Raw genomic sequence first — 22,763 nt, forward strand, 5'->3', positions numbered from 1 at the left:
TTTCTACCTCTTGTAAAGATAAAGATATTGATTGCATTCATCTAGAACTTTTTTATTTTCTACATCATAAAGTCTGAATGAAATTTTATAATTTCCTTCTTCTGTAGGTGTAAAGCCAAAAGAGAAACTACCTGTAGTGGTTCCAAAACCATCTTTGTACACTATAAATTCCTCTTTTGGAATATATGCATTAGCAACATGAATAAGTTGTTCCTCAAGTTGTTTTTCAGCTTGAGAATGCACTTGGATTTGATATTTACGATTAGCTTTTATATTAAACAAATCAAGATCAACACCAAGGCTAAATGACCCAGGAAATTCATCTAAAGTAGAAGTTGTTGTCATTGGCTGCATGCTGTCTAAATGCATTAAATTAAGATTTGTAATTTTTTCATTAAAAGATATTTTAGGATAGTCCTCTTGAAAATCAAACACTGTTTTTCTCCTTTTTTAAATTAATTTAACTACCAGTTAATCTATAAAACTCTTCTTGTATCATCTGTTCCCCCCAGGTTGTTGAAATTTTGTGTCTTTCAGCAAATTGAAGCCAGTTAAATTCGGATGCTTCGTATTGGGTTAGTTCTTCAGATATAAGATGTCGTACCATGAAGCGGTCTGCTTCGTTTTCGTATTTATATAGCAGTCGCTTGTAATGTGCTGGATTGTGGTTTATGTGCCCTAATTCGTGCAGAATGACCTCTTCGCGTTCTTCCTGGGTAAGATTACCGTTAACGTAAATGATACGCTCATCAGGGAAATAGAAGTCTCTACGCTCCTACATGGTCTCTGGGAAGAGATAGAGCATGACCTGGTATTCATCCAGTAGTTCATTTATTTTCAATATCCGATACCCCCAAAGAGAGTTTGATGATTTGTGCAATCTTGTCTACATCATCATCCGATAAAGGTTTGCCATCGAATAGGACGATACGTTCACGAAGATTTGATAAGTCCACCACACGACCACCAGCAGTAGTGACAAGATCACTTGAAATAGCAGGGTTATCTGTCCGTCCAAGTAAGTAATCTGTGGATACGTTGAAGTAGTCGGCGATTTCTTGTAGGCGTTCAGAGTTTGGGGCTTTCGTTTTTAAAGTATAGAAGTAATTGGTACTATAACCTAGACTTTCTTCTAACTTTGCTAAAGAAATCCCTCGACTTTTTGCTAATTCTTTAATTTTTTCTAGCGTCGAAAACATTCTACAACACCCAAGTTCGGATCGCATGGGCAACGCCGGATTCGTCATTTGTTTTAGTGATGTATTTGGCGATTTTTTTGAGTTCTGGGTTTCCATTTTCCATGACGACGGGATTACCAACGACTTCAAGCATAGCACGGTCATTTTCTTCGTCTCCGATAGCCATGGTTTCATCCTTGCTTAGTCCAAGTTTCTCAGCTAGGTGAGTGATAGCTGAGCCCTTGTCTACATTCTTTTTAAGGAGCTCAAGGTAGAAAGGAGCAGATTTGTTGATGGAGTAGCGCTCGTAAAATTCTGCAGGAATCTTTTCAATAGCGGCATCGAGAATTTCAGGCTCATCGATAAACATACATTTGACGATTTCCTTGTCAGCCATTTCTTCAGGTGTACGGTAAAAAATCGGCATGCTGACGAGGGTTGATTCATGTACAGTGTATTTTCCGATATTGCGATTGGCTGTGTAGATGCCATCCTTGGTAATAGCGTGCATGTGGACGCCAAGTTTGCGACTGAGGAATTCCATATCTAGATAATCCTCATAAGTCAAGGATTCGCTGATAATTTCATGTCCTGTAGCAGTTTCTTGGACAAGGGCACCATTGAAGGTCACTACATAATCACCTTCATCTCGTAATTTCAAGTCATCTAGAAGTTTGGCAACTCCTGCGATAGGACGTCCAGTTGCAATCATAACTTTGACACCAGCTTGTTTGGCATCTTGAATAGCGGCAAATACTTCAGGAGTGATTTCCTTCTTACTATTGACAAGGGTTCCGTCGATATCGACAGCGATTAGTTTAATACTCATATAGTTCCTCTTTTAGCTTTTATTTGGTGTAAAATGATCGTTCTCAATTAAGTGTAAAAATTGCTGGGTGATGCTTGCAAAGATGCTGTTTTGATCCAACATTTCTTTTGGGAAATAGAAACGATTATCTCCGTGGCGACTACCAGCAAGGGATTGAACGATAGGCGAAAGGCTAGAAAGTTCTGCTAGTTCACCATTTTTCTGTAAAATCTCAATCTGTGTCCGTGGGTTTTCAGATTCAGGACGATAGATATCATAAGGAAGGTCAAAGTTCTTATGAATAGCTGTGTAATAGTCAGGATCAAAGCCGATATCTTCTACCAGTTTTCTCATAGATACAAGCTGTTCTTGATCTTCTTGTGAAAAGGTGATGGATTTAAAGACCTTGCGATTGACAAAACGTTGTGACAGGTCTGCTAGTATCTTGTCAGGACTAGTCATCCAGAGCTGGAAGTAGGTATTCATCACACCATCATCCAGAGCCAGATAGTCAGTCAAGCTAACATTCTTTTCGAAAAATGGCAGTAGATGCGGGGATGTAAGAGTAAAGAAGTCCTTATTGTCTGGATAAAGTTCTTTAGCACGTTTCAAAAGATTCTGCAGAAGGACTTCCATAGCACGTGTGGCAGGATGGAAATAAACCTGCATATACATTTGATAGCGACTAAGAACATAGTCTTCGATGGCATGCATCCCGTTTCGTTGAAAGGCAATTCCGTTCTCGATAGGGCGAATCACTCGAAGAATCCGAGTCAGGTCAAATTCCCCATAAGCAGCCCCTGTGAAGTAAGAATCACGTAAGAGATAGTCCATGCGATCTGCATCGATTTGACTCGAAATCAGTTGGACCACCTGCTTATTTGGATAAGTGTGGTCTATAACGCTAGCTACCTTTTCAGGAAAATCTGGCGCTACTTGTAGCAGGACTTGATGAATTTCCGTCTCAGGACTTTGGATAATTTCCTGCGTAATCGCCTCATGATCGGTATCAAAGAGATTTTCAAAGGTATGCGAGTAGGCTCCATGGCCTAGGTCATGAAGGAGGGCTGCAGTCATGGTTAGGAGGGACTCCGAAGGATCCCATTCTTTAGGATACTTTTCCTCAAAAATCTCGGTGATGCGACGTGCAATCTCGTAAACACCTAGACAGTGAGAGAAACGACTATGTTCTCCACCATGAAAGGTGTAACTGGATGTTCCTAGTTGCTTGATACGACGCAAGCGTTGAAATTCTTTGGTATTGATTAAGTCATAGATAATCTGATTATCAACATGGATATAATTGTGAACAGGGTCACGAAATACTTTTTCATTCATAAAACCATTATAGCAAAAAGCTACAGTTTTTGGTAAAATAGTAGGATAAGAGTGTAGAAAGAGGACTTGAAGTGAAGATTCGAATGAGAAATACCATCCAATTTGATGAACAATTGGAAGTGATCGACCAACTTTATGATGTTGAGTTACGTGAGAAAGGTGATTTTTCCTATCTCCTTTTTTACAATGAAGAGAAGGAAAAAGTGGTACTCAAGTTTAATGATACAGAGTTGGTGATGTCTCGATTTTCCAACCCTAAGACCATCATGCGTTTTCTGAAGGAAGCTGATAGTTTAGCCTATATTCCTACACCAATGGGGATACAGGAGTTTATCATCCAAACAAGCCATTATCAAGTTGATCAGCAAAAGATTGAACTAGCCTATCAACTACAAAACAAAGAAGGAAATCCATTTGCGAACTATCGCTTAGAAATTACCTGGGGGTAATAAAGCCGGTGGAGGAGAAATCAGTAGATAAAGTTTCGATTTCGAAGTTCTAAATCCACTAGCAGGTCAAAGTTTTTTTGCTAATAAAAAATGAGGTTGGGATTTTTGTCCCAGCCTCTATTTGATATAGAGTTCTTGATTTTTCAAGACAATTTCACGTACACTTGCAAATTTCTTCAGCTTTTTAATGTCTTCGGGATGCGTTACAAGTGTGATTACATAGCCCTCTTTTCCCATACGTCCTGTACGGCCAGCGCGGTGAGTGTAAGTTTCCATATCTCTAGGAACGTCAAAGTTAACCACGCATTCCAAGCTATCAATGTCGATACCACGAGCTAGAAGGTCTGTTGCAAGAAGCAGTGTTAGTTGCTTGTCTTTGAGTTTTTCGAGAATAACTTTTCTGAATTTAACGTTGACATCGCTAGCTAGTGAAACAGCTAAAACATCGCGATACTGCAATTTTTCCTCAGCGCTTCCGAGGTCTGACAAACTATTAAAGAATACCAGTCCACGGAAGTCATCGACATGTGCTAGTTTACGAAGCATATCTACTCTGTGTCGTTGGTCTACTTGCATGTAGAAGTGTTGGATGTTATCGAGCTTTTGATCGGATAGATCAATCGTGCGCGTGTTAGGTGCAATCTTATCTTGGTCAAATTTGGTAGTGGCACTCATATAGATGAGTTGGTGGTCACGAGGTGCGTAGTGAGTGATTTTCTCAACAAAGTGAATTTGAGAATCATCTAGCAACTGATCGAACTCATCAAGAATGATCGTTTCCACATTCATCATCTTGATTTTTTTCAATTTGATCAGTTCAAAGATACGCCCAGGAGTTCCAATAAGGATTTCTGGGCATTTTTTAAGTCGTTCGATTTGACGTTTCTGACTCGAACCAGAAAGGAAGAGTTGAGCAGTCAAGCCAATTGCTTCACCCCAAGTTTTAGTTACCTCAAAAATCTGACCAGCCAGTTCAGTATTTGGTGCTAAAATCAATAGTTGCTGCGCTTTTTTCTTTTGGAGACGGAGAAGACTTGGTAGGAGATAAGCTAAAGTTTTTCCTGTACCAGTTGGACTGACTCCAAGGAGGGTTTGACCGTCTAAAATCGGATCAAAAATCTGAGTTTGAATGGGTGTGAATTCTTGAAAGCCGAGTTGTTCGGCTAGCTCTAGCCATTCTGTAGGTAGTTTGGTTTTCATTTTTCTGCCTCAAATCTAATGCCAGCAGTCTGGCGCATAGTGAAAATTAGGTTATGGACGTGTGACGCATCCTCTAACCAAGCTTGGTAAAGTTCTGGGTTTGGCTGCTTGATCATGTTAGCAAAAGCAGCGACCTCCTCAGTCATGGTATGAGGTGCCTGGTGAATAGGTAGATGTATTTCATTTCCTTGATGATCTGTGAAAATAGCTGAGCGGACATGTTCGATAGTGTTGAGCGTCAGTGTTCCATCTGTTGTATATATTTCGCAAGGCAGATTAGAAGTAATATTTTTACCAGCCTTGATGTGAACTTGATATTCAAGATAAGATAAGATACCATCTCCATTTAAGTCAATGGTGTTGTCAAGTTGCTGAGTTTGATAGGTCGCATCAAGTGCCTTTCCAAACAAGCGAACCGCAGCATAGATCGGATAAATTCCCAAGTCCATGAGAGCCCCACCAGCAAAACGGTCTGAAAAAACATTTGGAGTGTTTCCAGAAAGAAGGTCAGGCATCTTAGAAGAATACTTGGCATAGTTAAAATCTGCACCTAAAACTTGCTTGTCTGCTAAAAAGTTTTTAATAAGGGTGAAGGCTTCCTCATGATAGTTTCTTGCTGCTTCAAAGATGAAACGGTGATTCTCCTGAGCTATTTTAATTAATTCTTGCCATTCTTGTGATTGAGTCACCGCTGGTTTTTCAAGGATAACATGCTTAGCCGATGCTAGAGCAAGCTTGGCTTGAGTAAAGTGCAGAGAATTGGGACTTGCGATATAGACAATATCAAAATCAGACTGGAAGAAATCCTCTAAATTATCAAATAGACTAACATCTGTATAGGAACTAGCAAATTGCTGAGCAGTCGTGAGCTTTCTTGAATAAACAGCCACTAACTGGAATTCCTGACTAGCATGAGCAGCTTCTATAAAGTGGTAGCTGATTGCACCAGTACCGATAATACCGAGTTTAAGCATGAAATCTCCTTTTCTACAAGTAATGACTGCTTTCATTATATCACAGATAGACTAAACTAGCCAAAGGGAGACAATTCTTTTATTTGACACTTCGAATTTTTATCAAAAAATGGTACAATAGATTCAGAAAAAATAGGAGTGTAGTATGAGATTATTACCTATGAGAAAAATTTCTCGTCATTCAAAAAGATTGGCGCTTTTTTTGACTTTTTGTGCGGGTTATGTAGATGCCTATACCTTTATCATACGTGGAAATACTCTAGTTGCAGGCCAAACGGGAAATGTCGTTTTCCTTTCCGTTGGTCTCATTCAAGACAATGTTTCAGATGCCAGCGCCAAGGTAATGACCTTGATTTCCTTCATGGTGGGTGTCTTCCTTTTGACAGTCTATAAAGAAAAGTTGAGGATTGTAAGAAAACCAATTCTATCCCTTATTCCACTAGCAATTTTATCTTTGATAATAGGATTTGTTCCCTTGACGGTTGATAATATATACATAGTACCACCGTTAGCATTTTGTATGGGACTTGTAACAACAGCATTCGGAGAAGTTTCAGGAATTGCATACAACAATGCATTTATGACTGGAAATATCAAACGAACAATGTTAGCATTTGGTGAATATGTTCGCACAAAACATACACCTTTTTTAAGAGAAGGTCTCATCTTTGTTAGCTTGCTGTCGAGTTTTGTGCTTGGGGTTGTTGTATCAGCTTATCTGAGTATTTTTTATGAAGAAAAAACAATTTTAGGGATTCCAATCATGATGAGTATTTTTTATCTAAGTATGCTTTTTGCATCTTGGAGGAAAAAAATAAGAGAAAAAGTTTAAATTCGATGATAAATACTTGTCAAAAACCAGGAATCATGCTATACTTGAAGAGTTGACTATGCACAGTCCTGTGCAACCGCACGAACATCGTTGCTCGTCGTATAACAAATTTAAACTTCGTCATTATCGCCTTGCCTAACATAAGTTATGTTTTCGGCTCAATTCCTAGTTTATTCTTTGTTATACTTAGAGCTCTTCTTTTAAGTGGTTCGTCCCACGATGCTAGGCGAGTCTTCACAAAAATACGGGGAAACCCCAAAAAATCATAGGAGGTGCATAATGAGCACATACGCAATTATCAAAACTGGCGGAAAACAAGTTAAAGTTGAAGTTGGTCAAGCAATCTACGTTGAAAAATTGAACGTTGAAGCTGGTCAAGAAGTTACTTTTAACGAAGTTGTTCTTGTTGGTGGTGAAAACACTGTTGTCGGAACTCCACTTGTTGCTGGAGCTACTGTAGTTGGAACTGTTGAAAAACAAGGAAAACAAAAGAAAGTTGTTACTTACAAGTACAAACCTAAAAAAGGTAGCCACCGTAAACAAGGTCACCGTCAACCATATACAAAAGTTGTCATCAACGCAATCAACGCTTAATTTTAAGGAGAACACATGATACAAGCAGTCTTTGAGAGAGCCGAAGATGGCGAGCTGAGGAGTGCGGAGATTACTGGACACGCCAAAATTGGCGAAAACGGCTTTGACGTCGTGTGTGCATCGGTTTCTACGCTTGCCACTAACTTTGTCAATTCAATTGAGAAATTTGCAGGCTATGAACCAATCTTACAATTAAACGAAGATGAAGATGGTTATCTAATGGTGGAAATTCCTAAAGATATCCCTTCACATCAGAGAGAAATGACTCAGTTATTCTTTGAATCATTTTTCTTAGGAATGGCAAACTTATCGGAGGACTCTTCTGAGTTCGTCCAAACCAGAGTTATCACAGAAAACTAACACGGAGGAAAACATTATGTTAAAAATGACTCTTACTAACATGCAACTTTTCGCCCACAAAAAAGGTGGAGGTTCTACATCAAACGGACGTGATTCACAAGCGAAACGTCTTGGAGCTAAAGCAGCTGATGGACAAACTGTAACAGGTGGATCTATCCTTTACCGTCAACGTGGTACACACATCTATCCAGGTGTAAACGTTGGACGTGGTGGAGACGATACTTTGTTCGCTAAAGTTGAAGGCGTAGTACGCTTTGAACGTAAAGGTCGCGATAAAAAACAAGTTTCTGTTTACCCAATCGCAAAATAAAAAGGTCCAGTGAACCTTTTTATCCCGAGCCTTGAAATGTAAAGGTGAGGAAGCTAGAAGTAGCATTAAATAAGGCTTTCCGAGTTTTCGGAGAGCCTATTTTTTTATCCCAAAAGAATATAAGAAATTAAAACCCTGCGCATTCGTATTTTACACGTAAAACAAAGTATGAAAGCGTAACGCAATTTTAAGACTTTTTTGTAAATTAAGAGTATAATTAAAGTATGTTACCTTTTTATAAGATAACAAGCTAATATAATAAAGTTTACCATACATATTTTTTAAATTTTATTTCAAGGAGGAATCATGGAAAAGTATTTTGGTGAAAAACAGCAGCGTTTTTCATTTAGAAAATTATCAGTAGGACTTGTATCTGCAACGATTTCAAGTTTATTTTTTATGTCTGTACTAGCTAGTTCATCTGTGGATGCTCAAGAGACTAAAGGAGTTCACTATAAATATGTGACAGATTCAGAGCTATCATCAGAAGAAAAGAATCAGCTCGTTTATGATATTCCGACATACGTGGAGAATGATGATGAGACTTATTATCTTGTTTATAAGTTAAATTCCCAAAATCAACTGGCGGAATTGCCAAATACTGGAAGCAAGAATGAGATGCAAGCCCTAGTTGCTGGTGCTAGCTTAGCTGCTCTGGGGATTTTAATTTTTGCAGTTTCTAAGAAAAAAGTTAAGAATAAAACAGTATTACATTTAGTATTGGTTGCAGGAATAGGAAATGGTGTCTTAGTTTCAGCTCATGCTTTAGAAAATAATCTTTTGCTGAATTACAATACGGACTATGAATTGACCTCTGGAGAAAAATTACCTCTTCCTAAAGACATTTCAGGTTACACTTATATTGGATATATCAAAGACGGGAAAACTACTTCTGATTCTGAAGTAAGTAATCAAAAGAGTTCAGTTGCCACTCCTACAAAACAACAAAAGGTGGATTATAATGTTACACCGAATTTTGTAGAGAATCCATCAACAGTACAAGCTATTCAGGAACAAACACCTGTTTCTTCAACTAAGCCGACAGAAGTTCAAGTAGTTGAAAAACCTATCTCTGCAGAATTAACCAATCCAAGAAAAGAAGAGAAACAATCTTCAAATTCTGCTGTTGTACGCGCAAAAGGCAAACCTGAAGTCCAACCTGCGTTACCAGAAGCTGTAGTAACTGATAAAGGCGAACCTGAAGTTCAACCTGAATTACCAGAAGCAGTAGTAAGTGACAAAGGGGAGCCCGCAGTTCAACCCGCCTTACCAGAAGCAGTTGTAACTGACAAAGGTGAACCTGCAGTCCAACCAGAATTGCCAGAAACTATGGCAAGCGCCAAAGGTGAACCCGCAGTTCAGCCTGCATTACCCGAAGCAGTAGTAAGTGATAAAGGCGAACCTGCAGTCCAACCCGCCTTACCAGAAGCAGTTGTAACCGATAAAGGTGAACCAGCAATCCAACCAGAGTTGCCAGAAGCTGTTGTTACTGATAAAGGCGTACCGGAAGTTCAACCTGCGTTACCAGAAGCAGTCGTGACTGATAAGGGTGAACCGGAAGTTCAACCTGAATTACCAGAAGCTGTAGTAACTGACAAGGGTGAGCCTGCGGTCCAAACAGAGTTGCCAGAAGCTGTTGTTACTGATAAAGGTAAACCTGAAGTTCAACCTGCGTTACCAGAAGCTGTTGTAAGTGATAAAGGCGAACCGGCAGTCCAACCCGCCTTGCCAGAGGCTGTAGTAAGTGACAAAGGTAAACCGGCAGTCCAACCAGAGCTACCAGAAGCCGTTGTAAGTGACAAAGGTGAACCTGCAGTCCAACCTGCCTTACCAGAAGCTGTTGTAACCGATAAAGGTGAACCGGAAGTCCAACCCGCCTTACCAGAAGCTGTTGTAACCGATAAAGGTGAACCGGAAGTCCAACCCGCCTTGCCAGAAGCTGTGGTAAGTGATAAAGGCGAACCGGCAATTCAACCAGAGCTCCCCGAAGCGGTAGTAAGTAACAAAGGCGTACCGGAAGTTCAACCAACGTTACCAGAGGCTATAATCAGTGACAAAGGCGAGCCTGAAGTTCAGCCTGAATTACCAGAAGCTGTTGTAACTGACAAAGGTGAACCGGCAGTCCAAGCAGAGTTGCCAGAGGCTGTAGTAAGTGACAAAGGTGAGCCTGAAATTCATCCAGCGTTACCAGAGGCTGTAGTAACCGACAAAGGCGAACCCGAGGTTCACCCAGCGTTGCCAGAAGCTGTAGTAAGTGACAAAGGTGAGCCTGAACAGGTAGCCCCACTTCCAGAATACACTGGTGATATTGATCAAGTAAAGCCAGATATTCCGACTGAAAAAACGAAAGAGCAGGATCCAGAAAAAACACTCGAATTAAGAAATGTTTCGGATATTGAGTTGTACAGCCAGACGAATGGGACTTATAGACAACATATCTCATTGGATGGAATTCCAAAGAATACGGATAATTACTTTGTCAAGGTAAAATCTTCGGCATTTAAAGATGTCTATCTACCAGTCGCCTCAATAACTGAAGAAGAAAGAAATGGTCAGCCAGTTTATAAAATTACAGCTAAGGCTGAGAAACTCCAGCAAGAGCAGAACAATAAATATGTCGATAATTTCACCTTCTACCTCGATAAGAAGTCTAAAGAGGAAAAGACAAACTTTACTTCCTTTAGTAATCTGGTCAAAGCTATAAACCAAAATCCCTCTGGAACCTATCATTTAGCGGCCAGCCTGAATGCTAACGAAGTGGAGCTTGGTCCTGATGAAAGATCCTATATCAAGGGCACCTTTACTGGTCAGTTGATTGGAGAAAAAGATGGTAAGAAGTATGCTATTTATAACTTGAAAAAACCTCTGTTTGAAAACTTGAGTGGTGCTACAGTAGAAAAACTGAGTCTAAAAAATGTTACTATTTCAGGTAAAAATGATATTGGTTCACTGGCAAATGAAGCTACGAATGGCACAAAGATTAAACAAGTTCATGTCGATGGTGTTCTAGCTGGGGAACGTGGTATCGGTGGTTTGTTGGCTAAGGCAGACCAATCAAGCATCACAGAGAGTAGTTTCAAGGGAAGAATTGTCAATACCTATGAAACAACTACTGCCTATAATATCGGTGGTCTGGTCGGTCATTTGACAGGAAACAAAGCTTCACTGACTAAATCAAAAGCGACAGTAGCCATTTCATCCAACACCAATAGTTCAGATCAGACTGTTGGTGGGCTAGCAGGTCTAGTAGACCAAGATGCGCATATACAGGATAGCTATGCTGAAGGTGATATCAACAATGTCAAGCACTTTGGTAGAGTTGCGGGTGTGGCTGGATATTTGTGGGATCGAAAGACGAATGAGGAACAGCATGCAGGAAGATTGACCAATGTACTAAGTGATGTCAATGTAACCAACGGGAATGCTATTACCGGTTACCACTACAATGGAATGAAGGTGAAGGATACATTCAGCAGCAAGGCGAACAGAGTATACAATGTCACCTTGGTTAGGGATGAAGTCGTCAGCAAAGAATCCTTTGAAGAAAGAGGAACAATGCTAGATGCTTCTGAAGTGACGAATAAAAAAGCAGAAATCAATCCTCTCACTCCTCCAACAGTGGAGCCCCTTTCAACAAGTGGTAGTAAAGAAAGTGATTTTTCTAAGGTGAAGCATTATCAAGCTAACCGTGCTTTGGTTTATAAGAACATTGAAAAATTGTTACCTTTCTATAACAAGGCGACCATCGTGAAATACGGAAACCTAGTTAACGAGAACAGTCTTTTATATCAAAAAGAACTCTTGTCAGCAGTCATGATGAAGGATAACCAAGTCATCACAGATATTGTTTCCAACAAACAGACTGCAAATAAACTCTTGCTTCACTATCAGGACCATTCATCTGAGAAGCTCGATCTCAAGTACCAGACTGATTTTGCCAAGCTAGCAGAATATAGTTTAGGGGATACAGGACTCCTCTACACTCCAAATCAATTCTTGTATGACCAAGACTCTATCATTAAGCAAGTCTTACCTGACTTACAAAAGGTTGACTATAAGTCGGATGCCATCAGAAAGACACTCGGAATTTCTCCAGATGTCAAGCAAACTGAGCTCTATCTGGAAGACCAGTTCGTCAAAACAAAACAAAATTTGGCAAACAGTTTGAAAAAACTCTTGTCAGCAGATGCTGGACTTGCTGGTGACAACCCAGTTACCAGAGGCTATCTTGTAGATAAAATCAAGAACAATAAGGAAGCTTTGCTACTCGGTTTAACTTATTTAGAACGTTGGTATAACTTTAGCTACGGTCAAGTGAATGTCAAAGACCTGGTGATGTATCGTCCAGACTTCTTTGGTAAAGGAAATACTTCACCACTAGATACTCTGATTGAGTTAGGGAAATCAGGATTTAATAATCTGCTTGCTAAAAACAATGTCGATACTTATGCTATCAGTCTTGCCAGCCATCATGGAACGACAGATTTGTTTAGCACGTTGGAAAATTACCGAAAAGTCTTTCTACCAGACAAAACCAATAATGACTGGTTTAAATCACAGACCAAGGCTTACATCGTCGAAGAAAAATCCACTATTGCAGAGGTCAAAGCCAAGCAAGAGCAAGCAGGGACTAAGTATTCTATCGGTGTTTATGACAGAATTACTAGTAGTACTTGGAAATACCGCAATATGGTCTTGCCTCTCCTTACCTTGCCAGAAAGATCTGTATTTGTCATCTCAACCTTGTCTAGCCTAGGATTTGGTGCTTACGATCGCTATCGCAACAGCGATTATAAGGCTGGAGATGAACTCAATAAGTTTGTTGAAGATAATGCGCGTGAAACAGCCAAACGTCAGCGAGATCACTATGATTATTGGTATCGTATTTTAGATAAAGAAGGACGTGAAAAGCTCTATCGTACAATTTTACTTTATGATGCCTATAAGTTTGGAGATGATACAACATCTGGAAAAGCTACAGTTGAGGCTCAGTTTGATAGTACCAATCCGGCGATGAAGAATTTCTTTGGTCCAGTGGGGAATAAAGTAGTTCACAATCACCATGGTGCTTATGCAACTGGAGATGGCGTTTACTATATGTCCTATCGTATGTTAGATAAGGATGGAGCTATCACCTATACCCATGAGATGACACATGATTCAGATCAGGATATTTACCTTGGTGGCTATGGTCGAAGAAGTGGCTTAGGACCGGAGTTCTTCGCAAAAGGCTTATTGCAAGCTCCTGATCAACCAAGTGATGCAACCATTACCATCAACTCTATCTTGAAACATAAAACATCAGATAGTACAGAAGGCCAGCGATTGCAAGTACTTGATCCAACTACAAGATTTAATGACGCAGCAGATCTTCAGAACTACGTCCACAATATGTTTGATGTCGTTTACATGTTGGAATATCTCGAAGGGCAATCTATTGTGAAACAGTTAGATGCTTATCAGAAAATGACGGCTCTGAGAAAAATCGAGAATAAATACGTGAAAGATCCTGCAGATGGAAATGAGGTTTACGCTACTAACGTTGTACAAAATCTGACAGAAGAAGATGCCAAAAAATTGACTACCTTTGATAGTTTAATTAAAAATAATATCTTGTCAGCTCGTGAATATAAGTCTGGGGAATATGAAAGAAACGGTTACTATACGATTAAACTCTTTGCCCCAATCTATTCGGCTCTGAGCAGTAAGGGAACTCCGGGTGATTTGATGGGACGTAGGATTGCTTATGAACTTCTGGCTGCCAAAGGCTTTAAGGATGGAATGGTACCTTATATCTCAAATCAATATGAAAAAGATGCAAAAGCGGCGGGAAGTAAGATTAAGTCTTATGGTAAAGAAGTAGGTTTAGTTACAGATGATCTTGTTTTGAAAAAGGTATTTGAAGGGAAGTATTCTTCTTGGGCGGATTTCAAGAAAGCTATGTACCAAGAACGGGTGGATCAGTTTAGAAACTTGAAAAAGGTGACCTTCAACGATCCAACTAAATCTTGGGCAAGTTTTGCAAGAAAGACGATTCATAGTGTAGAAGAACTGCAGCGATTAATGGACGAAGCTGTCCGTAAGGATGCAGATGAGAATCGTTATTCTTGGGACAACTATAATCCAGAATATGATAGTGCAGTTCATAAGTTAAAGAGAGCAGTGTTTAAGGCCTATCTAAATCAAACTGATGATTTTAGAAGTTCAATTTTTAATAATAAAAAATAGTGTTTACTATTAGGAAATAAAATTAAAGAAGGTGATTACGATTGTCATTATTTAAAAAAGAACGGTTTTCAATCCGAAAAATCTGTGGGATTGTTGGTTCAGTTTTACTCGGAAGCATCTTGGTTGCACCGTCAATCATTCATGCTTCTACATATCATTATGTTGAAAAAAGCGCTCTTACAAAGGAAGAACAAAGCAAGATTCAAGCAGGAATTCCTACTGATAATGAGGTAACTTATGCTCTTATTTATCAGCAGGAAGCTCTTCCTGCGACAGGTTCATCGACTTCTGTGCTTACAGCTTTAGGTCTATTAGCTGTTGGTAGTTTAGTCCTTTTGGTTCATAAAAAGAAAAAAGTTTCTAGTTTGTTCTTAGTTACTACTATCGGACTGATTAGTCTTTCTAGTATGCAAGCTCTCGATATAAGCAATCCTTTGAAAGCTCCAAGTAATGAAGGAGTGGTTCAAATTGCTGGATATCGTTATATTGGATACTTACCCCTTAATGATGATGCAATTTCAGAAATTCAACATAAGAATGAGGGGACAAAAAATGTTCCAGTATCTGAAATTCAAAGTATCCCTAATGAAGCGCCTAAAGCAGAAAAACCAGAACATACAGCACCAGTTGGTGGTAATCTGGTTGAGCCCGAAGTTCATGAGAAACCAGAATATACTGCACCGGTAGGAACAGTTCCTGATATGGCTCCTAAAGCTGAGAAGCGAGCATACACTGAGCCTGTAGGTATGGCTCCAGACGAAGCACCTAAATCAGAGAAACCAGAGTACACTGCACCAGTAGGCACAGTCCCAGACGATGCTCCTAAGTATGAGAAGCCTGACTATACGCAACCAATAGGTACAAACCTTGTAGAACCAGAAGTTCAACCAGCGTTGCCGGAAGCTATTGTGACTGACAAAGGCGAGCCGGAAGTTCAACCGGCATTACCCGAAGCTGTTGTGACTGACAAAGGTGAACCGGAAGTTCAACCAGCGTTACCCGAAGCTGTTGTGACTGACAAAGGCGAACCGGAAGTTCAACCGGCATTACCCGAAGCTGTTGTGACTGACAAAGGTGAGCCGGAAGTTCAACCAGCGTTACCCGAAGCTGTTGTAACTGATAAAGGTGAACCGGAAGTTCAACCAGCGTTACCCGAAGCTGTTGTGACTGACAAAGGAGAACCGGAAGTTCAACCAGCGTTACCCGAAGCTGTTGTAACTGACAAAGGGGAACCGGAAGTTCAGCCAGCGTTACCCGAAGCTGTTGTGACTGACAAAGGAGAACCAGAAGTTCAACCAGCCTTACCCGAAGCTGTTGTGACTGAAAAAGGTGAGCCGGAAGTTCAACCAGCGTTACCCGAAGCTGTTGTAACTGACAAAGGGGAACCAGAAGTTCAGCCAGCGTTACCCGAGGCTGTTGTGATTGACAAAGGCGAACCAGAAGTTCAACCAGCGTTGCCGGAAGCTATTGTGACTGACAAAGGCGAGCCGGAAGTTCAACCAGCGTTACCCGAAGCTGTTGTGACTGACAAAGGTGAGCCGGAAGTTCAACCAGCGTTGCCGGAAGCTATTGTGACTGACAAAGGCGAGCCGGAAGTTCAACCAGCGTTACCCGAAGCTGTTGTGACTGACAAAGGTGAGCCGGAAGTTCATGAAAAACCAGCATACACTGAACCGGTAGGCACAGTTCCAGAAGAAGCACCTAAGTCTGAGAAGCCAGAGTACACTGCTTCTGTAGGTACAGTCCCAGACGAAGCGCCTAAGGCTGAGAAACCAGAATATACGGGTTCTGTAGGTACAACAGGAGTAGATGAAACAGGAAACTTAATTGATCCGCCGGTTATTGAAATCTCAGAGTATACTGATCCACTAGCTACAGTTCCTGACGTTGCTCCAGAGAGAGAAGAGCTTCCTGCTTTACATACTGATATTCGTACAGAGACTATTCCTAAAACTATCACAGAAGAATCTGATCCTACCAAATTTATAGGTGATGATTCTGTTAAACAAGTTGGTGAGGACGGCGAACGTCAAATTGTTACTAGCTATGAAGAGTTACATGGCAAAAAAATCAGTGAACCAGTTGAAACCGTAACTGTGTTAAAAGAAATGAAGCCTGAAATTCTTGTAAAAGGTACAAAAGAAAAGCCAAAAGAAAAAACAGCTCCTGTTTTGACTCTGACCACTGTATCTAAGGATGTTTTAGCTAAGTCTGCTACAATTAACTACAATCTAGAAAATCAAGACAATGCTACAATTACACGCATTGTAGCGACTATCAAAGAAGGTGGAAAAATTGTAAAAACGCTTGATTTAAAAATCGATAACTTATCTCAAGTATTAGAGAACTTAGACTATTACAAAGATTATACGATTTCAACCACTATGACTTATGATGTAGGTAAGGGTGCAGAAGTATCGACTTTGGAAGATAAACCTTTACGCTTAGATTTAAAGAAAGTTGAGTTGAAAGATATTGCAAATACCAGTCTCGTACAAGTAAACGAAAGCGGTGTCGAAAGCGATAGTAATCATTTAACATCTCTTCCAAGTAATGTTAACAACTATTACTTAAAAGTAACCTCCAGAGAAAACAAAGTGACTCGTTTAGCAATTGATAAGATTGAAGAGGTCATTGAGGAAGGTAAGCAGCTTTACAAGATAACGGCAAAAGCACCTGACTTAGTTCAACGTGATAAAGACGGTAAGTTAAGAGATACTTACACTTATTATCTTGAAAAACCGAGGGCTACCGAGGATAAGGTTTATTACAACTTCCATGATTTAGCAAAAGATATGCAAGCAAATCCTACCGGTGAGTTTAAACTTGGTGCAGATTTGAATGCAGTTAACGTTAAGCCAGCAGGTAAAGCTTATGTTATGGCTAAGTTTAGAGGTACTTTATCAAGTGTAGAGAATCATCAGTACACGATTCATAACTTAGAAAGACCTTTGTTTAATGAGGCTGAAGGTGCTACACTCAAAAACTTTAACTTAGGTAATGTAAATATAAACATGCCTTGGGCTGATAAAGTTGCACCTATTGGTAATATGTTTAAGAAGTCTACACTTGAGAATATCAAAGTAGTAGGTTCAGTAACAGGAAATAACGATGTAACCGGTGCTGTTAATAAGTTAGACGAAGCTAATATGCGCAATGTAGCTTTTATTGGCAAGATTAACAGTCTTGGAGATAAAGGCTGGTGGTCTGGTGGACTTGTCAGCGAAAGTTGGCGAAGTAACACGGATAGTGTTTATTTTGACGGTGATATTGTAGGTAACAATTCTAAGTTTGGTGGTTTAGTAGCTAAAGTCAATCACGGAAGTAATCAGTGGGATGTTAAACAAAAAGGTCGTTTGACAAATTCTGTTGTTAAAGGTACTATGACTCTGAAAAATCATGGTCAAAGTGGTGGTTTAGTTCACGAAAACTATGACTGGGGTTGGGTTGAGAATAATATTAGTATGATGAAAGTCAATAACGGTGAAATTATGTATGGTTCAGCTTCTATTGACGGTGACCCATACTTTGGTTTTGACTACTTCAAAAATAATTATTATGTAAAAGATGTTGCTACTGGAGAAAGTACCTACAAGCGTTCGAAACAGATTCAGTCTATCTCTCAAGCAGAAGCAGACGCCAAAATCGCTAATATGGGGATTACTGCGAATACCTTCGCTATTCAAGATCCAGTTGTAAACAAGTTAAATCGTATCGTTGATAGAGATTCTGAATATAAAGCGATTCAGGACTACCAAGAAACAAGAAACCTAGCTTATCGAAATTTGGAAAAACTGCAACCATTTTATAACAAAGAGTGGATTGTAAACCAAGGGAATAAGTTAACAGATGAGTCCAATCTTGTTAAGAAAACTGTTCTGTCTGTAACAGGTATGAAAGCAGGGCAATTTGTCACTGATTTATCGGATATTGATAAGATTATGGTTCACTATGCTGATGGTACAAAAGAAGAGTTAACTGTGACCGCTAAAACGAATTCTAAAGTAGCTCAAGTAAAAGAGTATGATGTAGCAGGTCAAAACATTGTCTATACTCCAAATATGGTTATGAAGAATCGTAGCCAGTTAGCAAGCAATATCAAAGAGAAGTTAGCTAGTGTTACCCTACTTTCAGATGAAGTTCGTAGCTTGATGGATAAGCGTGAGAAACCTTGGCAAAATACCCCTGAGAAGAAAACTGAGTACATTAAGGGCTTGTATTTAGAAGAAAGCTTCGAAGAAGTCAAAGGAAACTTAGAAAAACTTGTTAGTCAGATTTTAGAAAATGAAGATCATCAGTTAAACGGTGGGGAAGTAGTCGAGCGTGCTTTACTTAAGAAAGTTGAAGATAACAAAGCTAAAATCATGATGGGGCTGGCCTACTTAAATCAATATTATGGTTTTAAATACGATGAGTTATCAATTAAAGATATTATGATGTTTAAACCTGATTTTTATGGTAAGAATGTTAATGTTTTAGATTTCTTAATCAAAATTGGTTCAAGTGAAAGAAATGTTAAAGGAGATAGAACTTTAGAAGCTTATCGTGAAACTATAGGTGGAACAATTGGAATAAATGAATTAAATGGATTCTTACATTACAATATGAAGCTATTCACTAACCATACAGATATAAATGACTGGTTTAAGAAAGCTATTGAAAAGAACGCGTATGTAGTTGAACAACCATCAACGAACCCTGCATTTGCTAACAAAAAATATCGTCTATACGAAGGAATTAATAATGGGCAGCATGGGCGCATGATTTTACCTCTTCTTAATTTGAAAAATGCACATCTATTTATGATTTCAACGTATAATTCAATTTCATTCGGTGCATTTGAAAAATACAACAAAAATACTGAAGAAGAACGTGAAGCCTTTAAAAAAGAGATTAATCTACGTGCCAAAGAGCAAGTTAATTACTTAGATTTTTGGTCACGTCTTGCTACTGATAATGTACGCGATAAACTTCTTAAGAGTCAAAATGTAGTTCCAACTCCTGTATGGGATAATCATAATGCTCCAGGTGGCTGGCCTGACAGATTCGGACATAGAAATGGAAAATCAGACTATACTCCAGTCAGGGAATTCTTTGGTCGTATTGGGAAGTATCATGAGTATAAGTATGGCTATGGAGCCTATGCTTACATCTTTGCTGATCCACAACCTATGGATGCTGTATATTTTGTTATGTCGGATTTAATAAGTGAATACGGCACATCTGCCTTTACACATGAAACTACCCACGTAAATGACCGCATGGCATATTTGGGTGGTCATAGACATCGACAAGGTACAGACCTTGAAGCATTTGCTCAGGGTATGTTACAAACTCCAGCACAACACGGACATCAAGGTGAATACGGTGCACTTGGATTAAATATGGCATTTGAACGTCAAAATGATGGTAACCAATGGTACAACTATAATCCTAACAAGCTGGATTCGCGTGAAACTATAGATAAATACATGAAGAACTACAATGAAGCTATGATGATGCTTGATTATGCTGAAGCTGAAGCTGTTCTTCCTAAGGTTAAAGGTGACAATAGTAAGTGGTTCAAGAAAATTGACCGTGAAATACGTCGACCAATGGATAGAAATAAACTAAGTGGTCCTCACCAATGGGACAAAGTGCGTGACTTGACAGACGCTGAGAAAATAACCAATCTTGAAACCATTGATGATTTGGTAAATAACAATTTTATGACTATTCACGGAAATCCAGGCAATAAAGTCTTCCACCCAGAAGATTTTGGTACGGCTTATGTCAATGTCAATATGATGGCTGGTATTTACGGTGGTAATACAAGCCAAGGAGCACCAGGTTCATTATCATTCAAACATAATGCCTTCCGTATGTGGGGGTACTATGGATATGAACATGGATTCATTGACTATGTTTCAAGCAAACATCAAGGTGCTGCTGATAAAGAAAATAAAGGTCTTTTAGGCGATGATTTCATTATCAAGAAAGTATCTGGAGACAAATTCAAGACACTTGAAGAGTGGAAGAGACATTGGTATCATGATGTGAAAGTCAGAGCTGAAAAAGGATTCACAGAGATTACAATTGATGGACAAACCATCCACAATTATAATGAACTCAAAGCCTTGTTCGACAAAGCGGTCACAGAAGACCTCAAGAAGGCTGGAAACTACTCAAATACTGAAAATTTGAAATCTAAAGTCTTTAAATCCCTTCTAAAAAACACAGATGGTTTCTTAAATCCATTGTTTAAAATATAAAAGGGACAAGTTTTTTGGCTCTTTGTCAACTGTAGTGGGTTGAAGAAAAGCTAATCTCGAGAAAGGACAAATTTCGTCCTTTCTTTTTTGATGTTCAGAGCGATAAAAATGCGTTTTTTGAAGTTTTCAAAGTTCTGAAAACCAAAGGCATTGCGTTTAATAAGTTTGATTAGATTATTAGTGGCTTCCAGTTTGGCGTTAGAATAGGGTAGTTGAAGAGCGTTGACAGTTTTCTCTTTGTCCTTTAGAAAGGTTTTAAAGACAGTCTGAAAAAGAGGATGAACCAGCTTTAGATTGTCCTCAATGAGTCCAAAGAATTTCTTCGGCTCCTTATTCTGAAAGTGGAAAAGCAAGAGTTGATAGAGATGATAGTGGTGTTTCAAGTCTTCGGAATAGCTCAAAAGCTTGTTTAGGATTTCCTTATTGGTTAAATGCATACGAAAAGTAGGGCGATAAAAACGTTTATCACTCAGTTTACGACTATCCTGATTGATTCATAATTTGGACACGCACACGACTCATAGCACGGCTTAGATGTTGTACAATGTGAAAGCAATCCAGAACGATTTTAGCGTTTGGGAGTGAAACAGTCTCGTAGACTGTTTCAGCCTGAGCCTAGAAATTCGAAAGCGAAGTTGTCTAGTCAAGTCATAATAAGGGATAAACATATCCATAGTAATGATTTTGACGCGACTTCGGACAGAACTCTCATATTTAAGAAAATGATTTCGGATGATAGATTGTGTTCTACCTTCCAGAACTGTGATGATGTTGAGATTGTCAAAATCTTGAGGGTAATTTCTCAAAGTAATTTCCACTTTCCTGACCAAAGTGGAAATTAGTCTAAAACGGATTTTTATGGTGGAATTAAGTGTGAGACGTTTGTTAATTATTTTATAGGATTGGCTATTAGTAAGAAATATGGTATAATATAGGGTGAGACCTTCTTAATAAATAGTGAAAGAGTATAAAATGAAAAAAATTGTCATTAACGGCGGGAGACCATTGAAAGGTGAAATTACAATCAGTGGTGCTAAAAATAGTGTCGTTGCCTTGATTCCTGCCATTATTTTATCAGATGATGTTGTGATTTTGGATTGTGTTCCAGACATCTCTGATGTAGCTAGTCTTATTGAGATTATGGAGATCATGGGAGCTAGTGTCAAGCGTTATGACGATGTTCTTGAGATTGATCCTCGTGGTGTTCAAAATAAACCAATGCCTTATGGTAAAATTAATAGCTTGCGTGCGTCTTATTATTTCTATGGTAGTCTTTTAGGACGTTTTGGTGAAGCAACTGTAGGTTTGCCTGGAGGGTGTGACCTAGGACCACGTCCGATTGATTTGCATTTAAAAGCATTTGAAGCTATGGGAGCTAAGACAACCTACGAGGGAGATAATATGAATCTCTCAACCCAAGGATCAAGTCTACATGGTGCACATATCTATATGGATACTGTTAGTGTTGGTGCAACAATCAATACGATGCTAGCAGCAGTAAAAGCTAAAGGTCGAACAGTTATTGAAAATGCTGCTCGCGAACCTGAAATCATTGATGTGGCTACATTATTAAACAATATGGGAGCTCACATTCGTGGAGCAGGTACGGATATGATTACAATCGATGGTGTGGATAGCTTGCACGGAACACGTCACCAAGTCATCCCAGACCGTATTGAAGCAGGTACATATATTTCAATGGCAGCTGCAGTAGGTCATGGGATTCGAATTAATAATGTACTTTATGAGCATTTAGAAGGATTTATTGCTAAACTTGAAGAAATGGGTGTTCACATGACTATTTCTGAAGACAGTATTTTCGTCGAAGAGCAAACAAATCTAAAGGCTGTTAATATCAAAACAGCTCCTTATCCAGGTTTCGCAACAGATCTTCAACAGCCTATTACTCCTTTGCTATTAAAAGCAGAAGGTCGTGGCACATTGATTGATACAATCTATGAAAAACGTGTCAATCATGTTTTTGAATTAGCCAAAATGAATGCAGATATTTCAACAACAAACGACCACATCCTTTATAAGGGTGGAAATCCTTTGCAGGGTGCAAAAGTTAAGGCGACAGACCTACGTGCTGGAGCTGCCTTGGTTATTGCTGGCTTGATGGCTGAAGGAAAAACAGAGATTACCAATGTAGAATTCATCCTTCGAGGCTACTCGAATATTATCGAAAAATTGCGTAATCTTGGAGCAGATATTGAGCTAATCGAAGATTAGCACTTTGAG

General features: G+C 39.3%; 14 protein-coding genes, 2 pseudogenes and 1 other annotated feature. Of the genes and pseudogenes, 8 read left to right on the forward strand and 8 right to left on the reverse strand.

Going from position 1 to position 22,763, the window contains the following annotated elements; all coding sequences use genetic code 11:
- Positions 1-3 precede the first annotated feature (3 nt).
- The 5 genes and pseudogenes from QM877_RS00705 to QM877_RS00725 all read right to left on the reverse strand — a co-directional run bounded on the left by QM877_RS00705 (position 4) and on the right by QM877_RS00725 (position 3,324).
- The gene (locus tag QM877_RS00705; protein ID WP_414317252.1) at positions 4-435 is read right to left on the reverse strand and encodes a hypothetical protein; all 432 of its coding nucleotides are present in this window, start codon (positions 433-435) and stop codon (positions 4-6) included.
- 25 nt (positions 436-460) lie between these two features.
- A pseudogene (locus QM877_RS00710) lies at positions 461-844 on the reverse strand (ImmA/IrrE family metallo-endopeptidase).
- Positions 828-1,199 (reverse strand): helix-turn-helix domain-containing protein, encoded by a 372-nt coding sequence (locus tag QM877_RS00715; protein WP_414317253.1) that lies wholly within the window; start codon positions 1,197-1,199, stop codon positions 828-830. The pseudogene QM877_RS00710 and the gene QM877_RS00715 overlap by 17 nt, the downstream one beginning before the upstream one ends.
- A gap of 1 nt (position 1,200) precedes the next feature.
- The gene (yidA, locus tag QM877_RS00720; RefSeq protein WP_414317254.1) at positions 1,201-2,007 is read right to left on the reverse strand and encodes a sugar-phosphatase; all 807 of its coding nucleotides are present in this window, start codon (positions 2,005-2,007) and stop codon (positions 1,201-1,203) included.
- A gap of 12 nt (positions 2,008-2,019) precedes the next feature.
- A complete protein-coding gene (locus QM877_RS00725; RefSeq protein WP_414317255.1) occupies positions 2,020-3,324 on the reverse strand; it encodes an HD domain-containing protein in 1,305 nt (434 codons plus the stop codon).
- Between the two features lie 71 nt (positions 3,325-3,395).
- On the opposite strand from QM877_RS00725, the gene QM877_RS00730 reads away from it, so the two are divergent.
- Positions 3,396-3,773 carry a DUF1934 domain-containing protein gene (locus tag QM877_RS00730; RefSeq protein WP_322741474.1) on the forward strand — a complete coding sequence of 126 codons (378 nt, stop codon included), beginning with the start codon at positions 3,396-3,398 and terminating at the stop codon, positions 3,771-3,773.
- A gap of 117 nt (positions 3,774-3,890) precedes the next feature.
- Here the strand turns inward: QM877_RS00730 and QM877_RS00735 are convergent, their stop codons facing one another.
- Positions 3,891-4,973 carry a DEAD/DEAH box helicase gene (locus QM877_RS00735; protein WP_153224973.1) on the reverse strand — a complete coding sequence of 361 codons (1,083 nt, stop codon included), beginning with the start codon at positions 4,971-4,973 and terminating at the stop codon, positions 3,891-3,893.
- Positions 4,970-5,947: a Gfo/Idh/MocA family protein gene (locus QM877_RS00740; RefSeq protein ID WP_153224972.1), complete on the reverse strand. Its 978-nt coding sequence runs from the start codon at positions 5,945-5,947 to the stop codon at positions 4,970-4,972. The genes QM877_RS00735 and QM877_RS00740 overlap by 4 nt, the downstream gene beginning before the upstream one ends.
- A gap of 145 nt (positions 5,948-6,092) precedes the next feature.
- On the opposite strand from QM877_RS00740, the gene QM877_RS00745 reads away from it, so the two are divergent.
- From QM877_RS00745 to QM877_RS00770, 6 genes are all read left to right on the forward strand, one after another.
- Positions 6,093-6,779: a YoaK family protein gene (locus tag QM877_RS00745; protein ID WP_153224971.1), complete on the forward strand. Its 687-nt coding sequence runs from the start codon at positions 6,093-6,095 to the stop codon at positions 6,777-6,779.
- A gap of 64 nt (positions 6,780-6,843) precedes the next feature.
- Positions 6,844-7,023: a sequence feature (ribosomal protein L21 leader region), on the forward strand.
- 35 nt (positions 7,024-7,058) lie between these two features.
- Positions 7,059-7,373, forward strand: a complete 315-nt coding sequence (gene rplU / locus QM877_RS00750) for a 50S ribosomal protein L21 (protein WP_000109137.1) — start codon at positions 7,059-7,061, stop codon at positions 7,371-7,373.
- A 15-nt stretch (positions 7,374-7,388) separates the two neighbouring features.
- On the forward strand, positions 7,389-7,733 hold the full coding sequence (locus QM877_RS00755; protein WP_075229048.1) for a ribosomal-processing cysteine protease Prp: 345 nt from the start codon (positions 7,389-7,391) through the stop codon (positions 7,731-7,733).
- Positions 7,734-7,749: 16 nt separating this feature from the next.
- Positions 7,750-8,043, forward strand: coding sequence for a 50S ribosomal protein L27 (gene rpmA, locus QM877_RS00760; protein ID WP_075229047.1), 294 nt, complete (start codon positions 7,750-7,752; stop codon positions 8,041-8,043).
- Between the two features lie 306 nt (positions 8,044-8,349).
- Positions 8,350-14,271, forward strand: a complete 5,922-nt coding sequence (locus QM877_RS00765; protein WP_414317256.1) for a ZmpA/ZmpB/ZmpC family metallo-endopeptidase — start codon at positions 8,350-8,352, stop codon at positions 14,269-14,271.
- Positions 14,272-14,312: 41 nt separating this feature from the next.
- Complete coding sequence (locus tag QM877_RS00770) at positions 14,313-20,522, forward strand: SIALI-17 repeat-containing surface protein (RefSeq protein WP_414317257.1); 6,210 nt, start codon at positions 14,313-14,315, stop codon at positions 20,520-20,522.
- Between the two features lie 50 nt (positions 20,523-20,572).
- Here QM877_RS00770 and QM877_RS00775 read toward each other — a convergent pair.
- Positions 20,573-21,313: pseudogene (locus QM877_RS00775) on the reverse strand (transposase); the annotation flags it as partial.
- Between the two features lie 181 nt (positions 21,314-21,494).
- On the opposite strand from QM877_RS00775, the gene QM877_RS00780 reads away from it, so the two are divergent.
- Positions 21,495-22,754 (forward strand): UDP-N-acetylglucosamine 1-carboxyvinyltransferase, encoded by a 1,260-nt coding sequence (locus QM877_RS00780; RefSeq protein ID WP_153224968.1) that lies wholly within the window; start codon positions 21,495-21,497, stop codon positions 22,752-22,754.
- Positions 22,755-22,763: the final 9 nt, after the last annotated feature.

The sequence above is a fragment of the Streptococcus infantis genome (genome assembly GCF_047463655.1).
Classification (GTDB): Bacteria; Bacillota; Bacilli; order Lactobacillales; family Streptococcaceae; genus Streptococcus; species Streptococcus infantis_Z.

Excerpts from the sequence above, each read along its gene's own strand:
- QM877_RS00715 (WP_414317253.1), bottom strand. The coding sequence starts at position 1,199 with ATGTTTTCGACGCTAGAAAAAATTAAAGAATTAGCAAAAAGTCGAGGG.
- yidA (WP_414317254.1), bottom strand. The coding sequence starts at position 2,007 with ATGAGTATTAAACTAATCGCTGTCGATATCGACGGAACCCTTGTCAAT.
- QM877_RS00725 (WP_414317255.1), bottom strand. The coding sequence starts at position 3,324 with ATGAATGAAAAAGTATTTCGTGACCCTGTTCACAATTATATCCATGTT.
- QM877_RS00735 (WP_153224973.1), bottom strand. The coding sequence starts at position 4,973 with ATGAAAACCAAACTACCTACAGAATGGCTAGAGCTAGCCGAACAACTC.
- QM877_RS00740 (WP_153224972.1), bottom strand. The coding sequence starts at position 5,947 with ATGCTTAAACTCGGTATTATCGGTACTGGTGCAATCAGCTACCACTTT.
- QM877_RS00745 (WP_153224971.1), top strand. The coding sequence starts at position 6,093 with ATGAGATTATTACCTATGAGAAAAATTTCTCGTCATTCAAAAAGATTG.
- rplU (WP_000109137.1), top strand. The coding sequence starts at position 7,059 with ATGAGCACATACGCAATTATCAAAACTGGCGGAAAACAAGTTAAAGTT.
- QM877_RS00755 (WP_075229048.1), top strand. The coding sequence starts at position 7,389 with ATGATACAAGCAGTCTTTGAGAGAGCCGAAGATGGCGAGCTGAGGAGT.
- rpmA (WP_075229047.1), top strand. The coding sequence starts at position 7,750 with ATGTTAAAAATGACTCTTACTAACATGCAACTTTTCGCCCACAAAAAA.
- QM877_RS00765 (WP_414317256.1), top strand. The coding sequence starts at position 8,350 with ATGGAAAAGTATTTTGGTGAAAAACAGCAGCGTTTTTCATTTAGAAAA.
- QM877_RS00780 (WP_153224968.1), top strand. The coding sequence starts at position 21,495 with ATGAAAAAAATTGTCATTAACGGCGGGAGACCATTGAAAGGTGAAATT.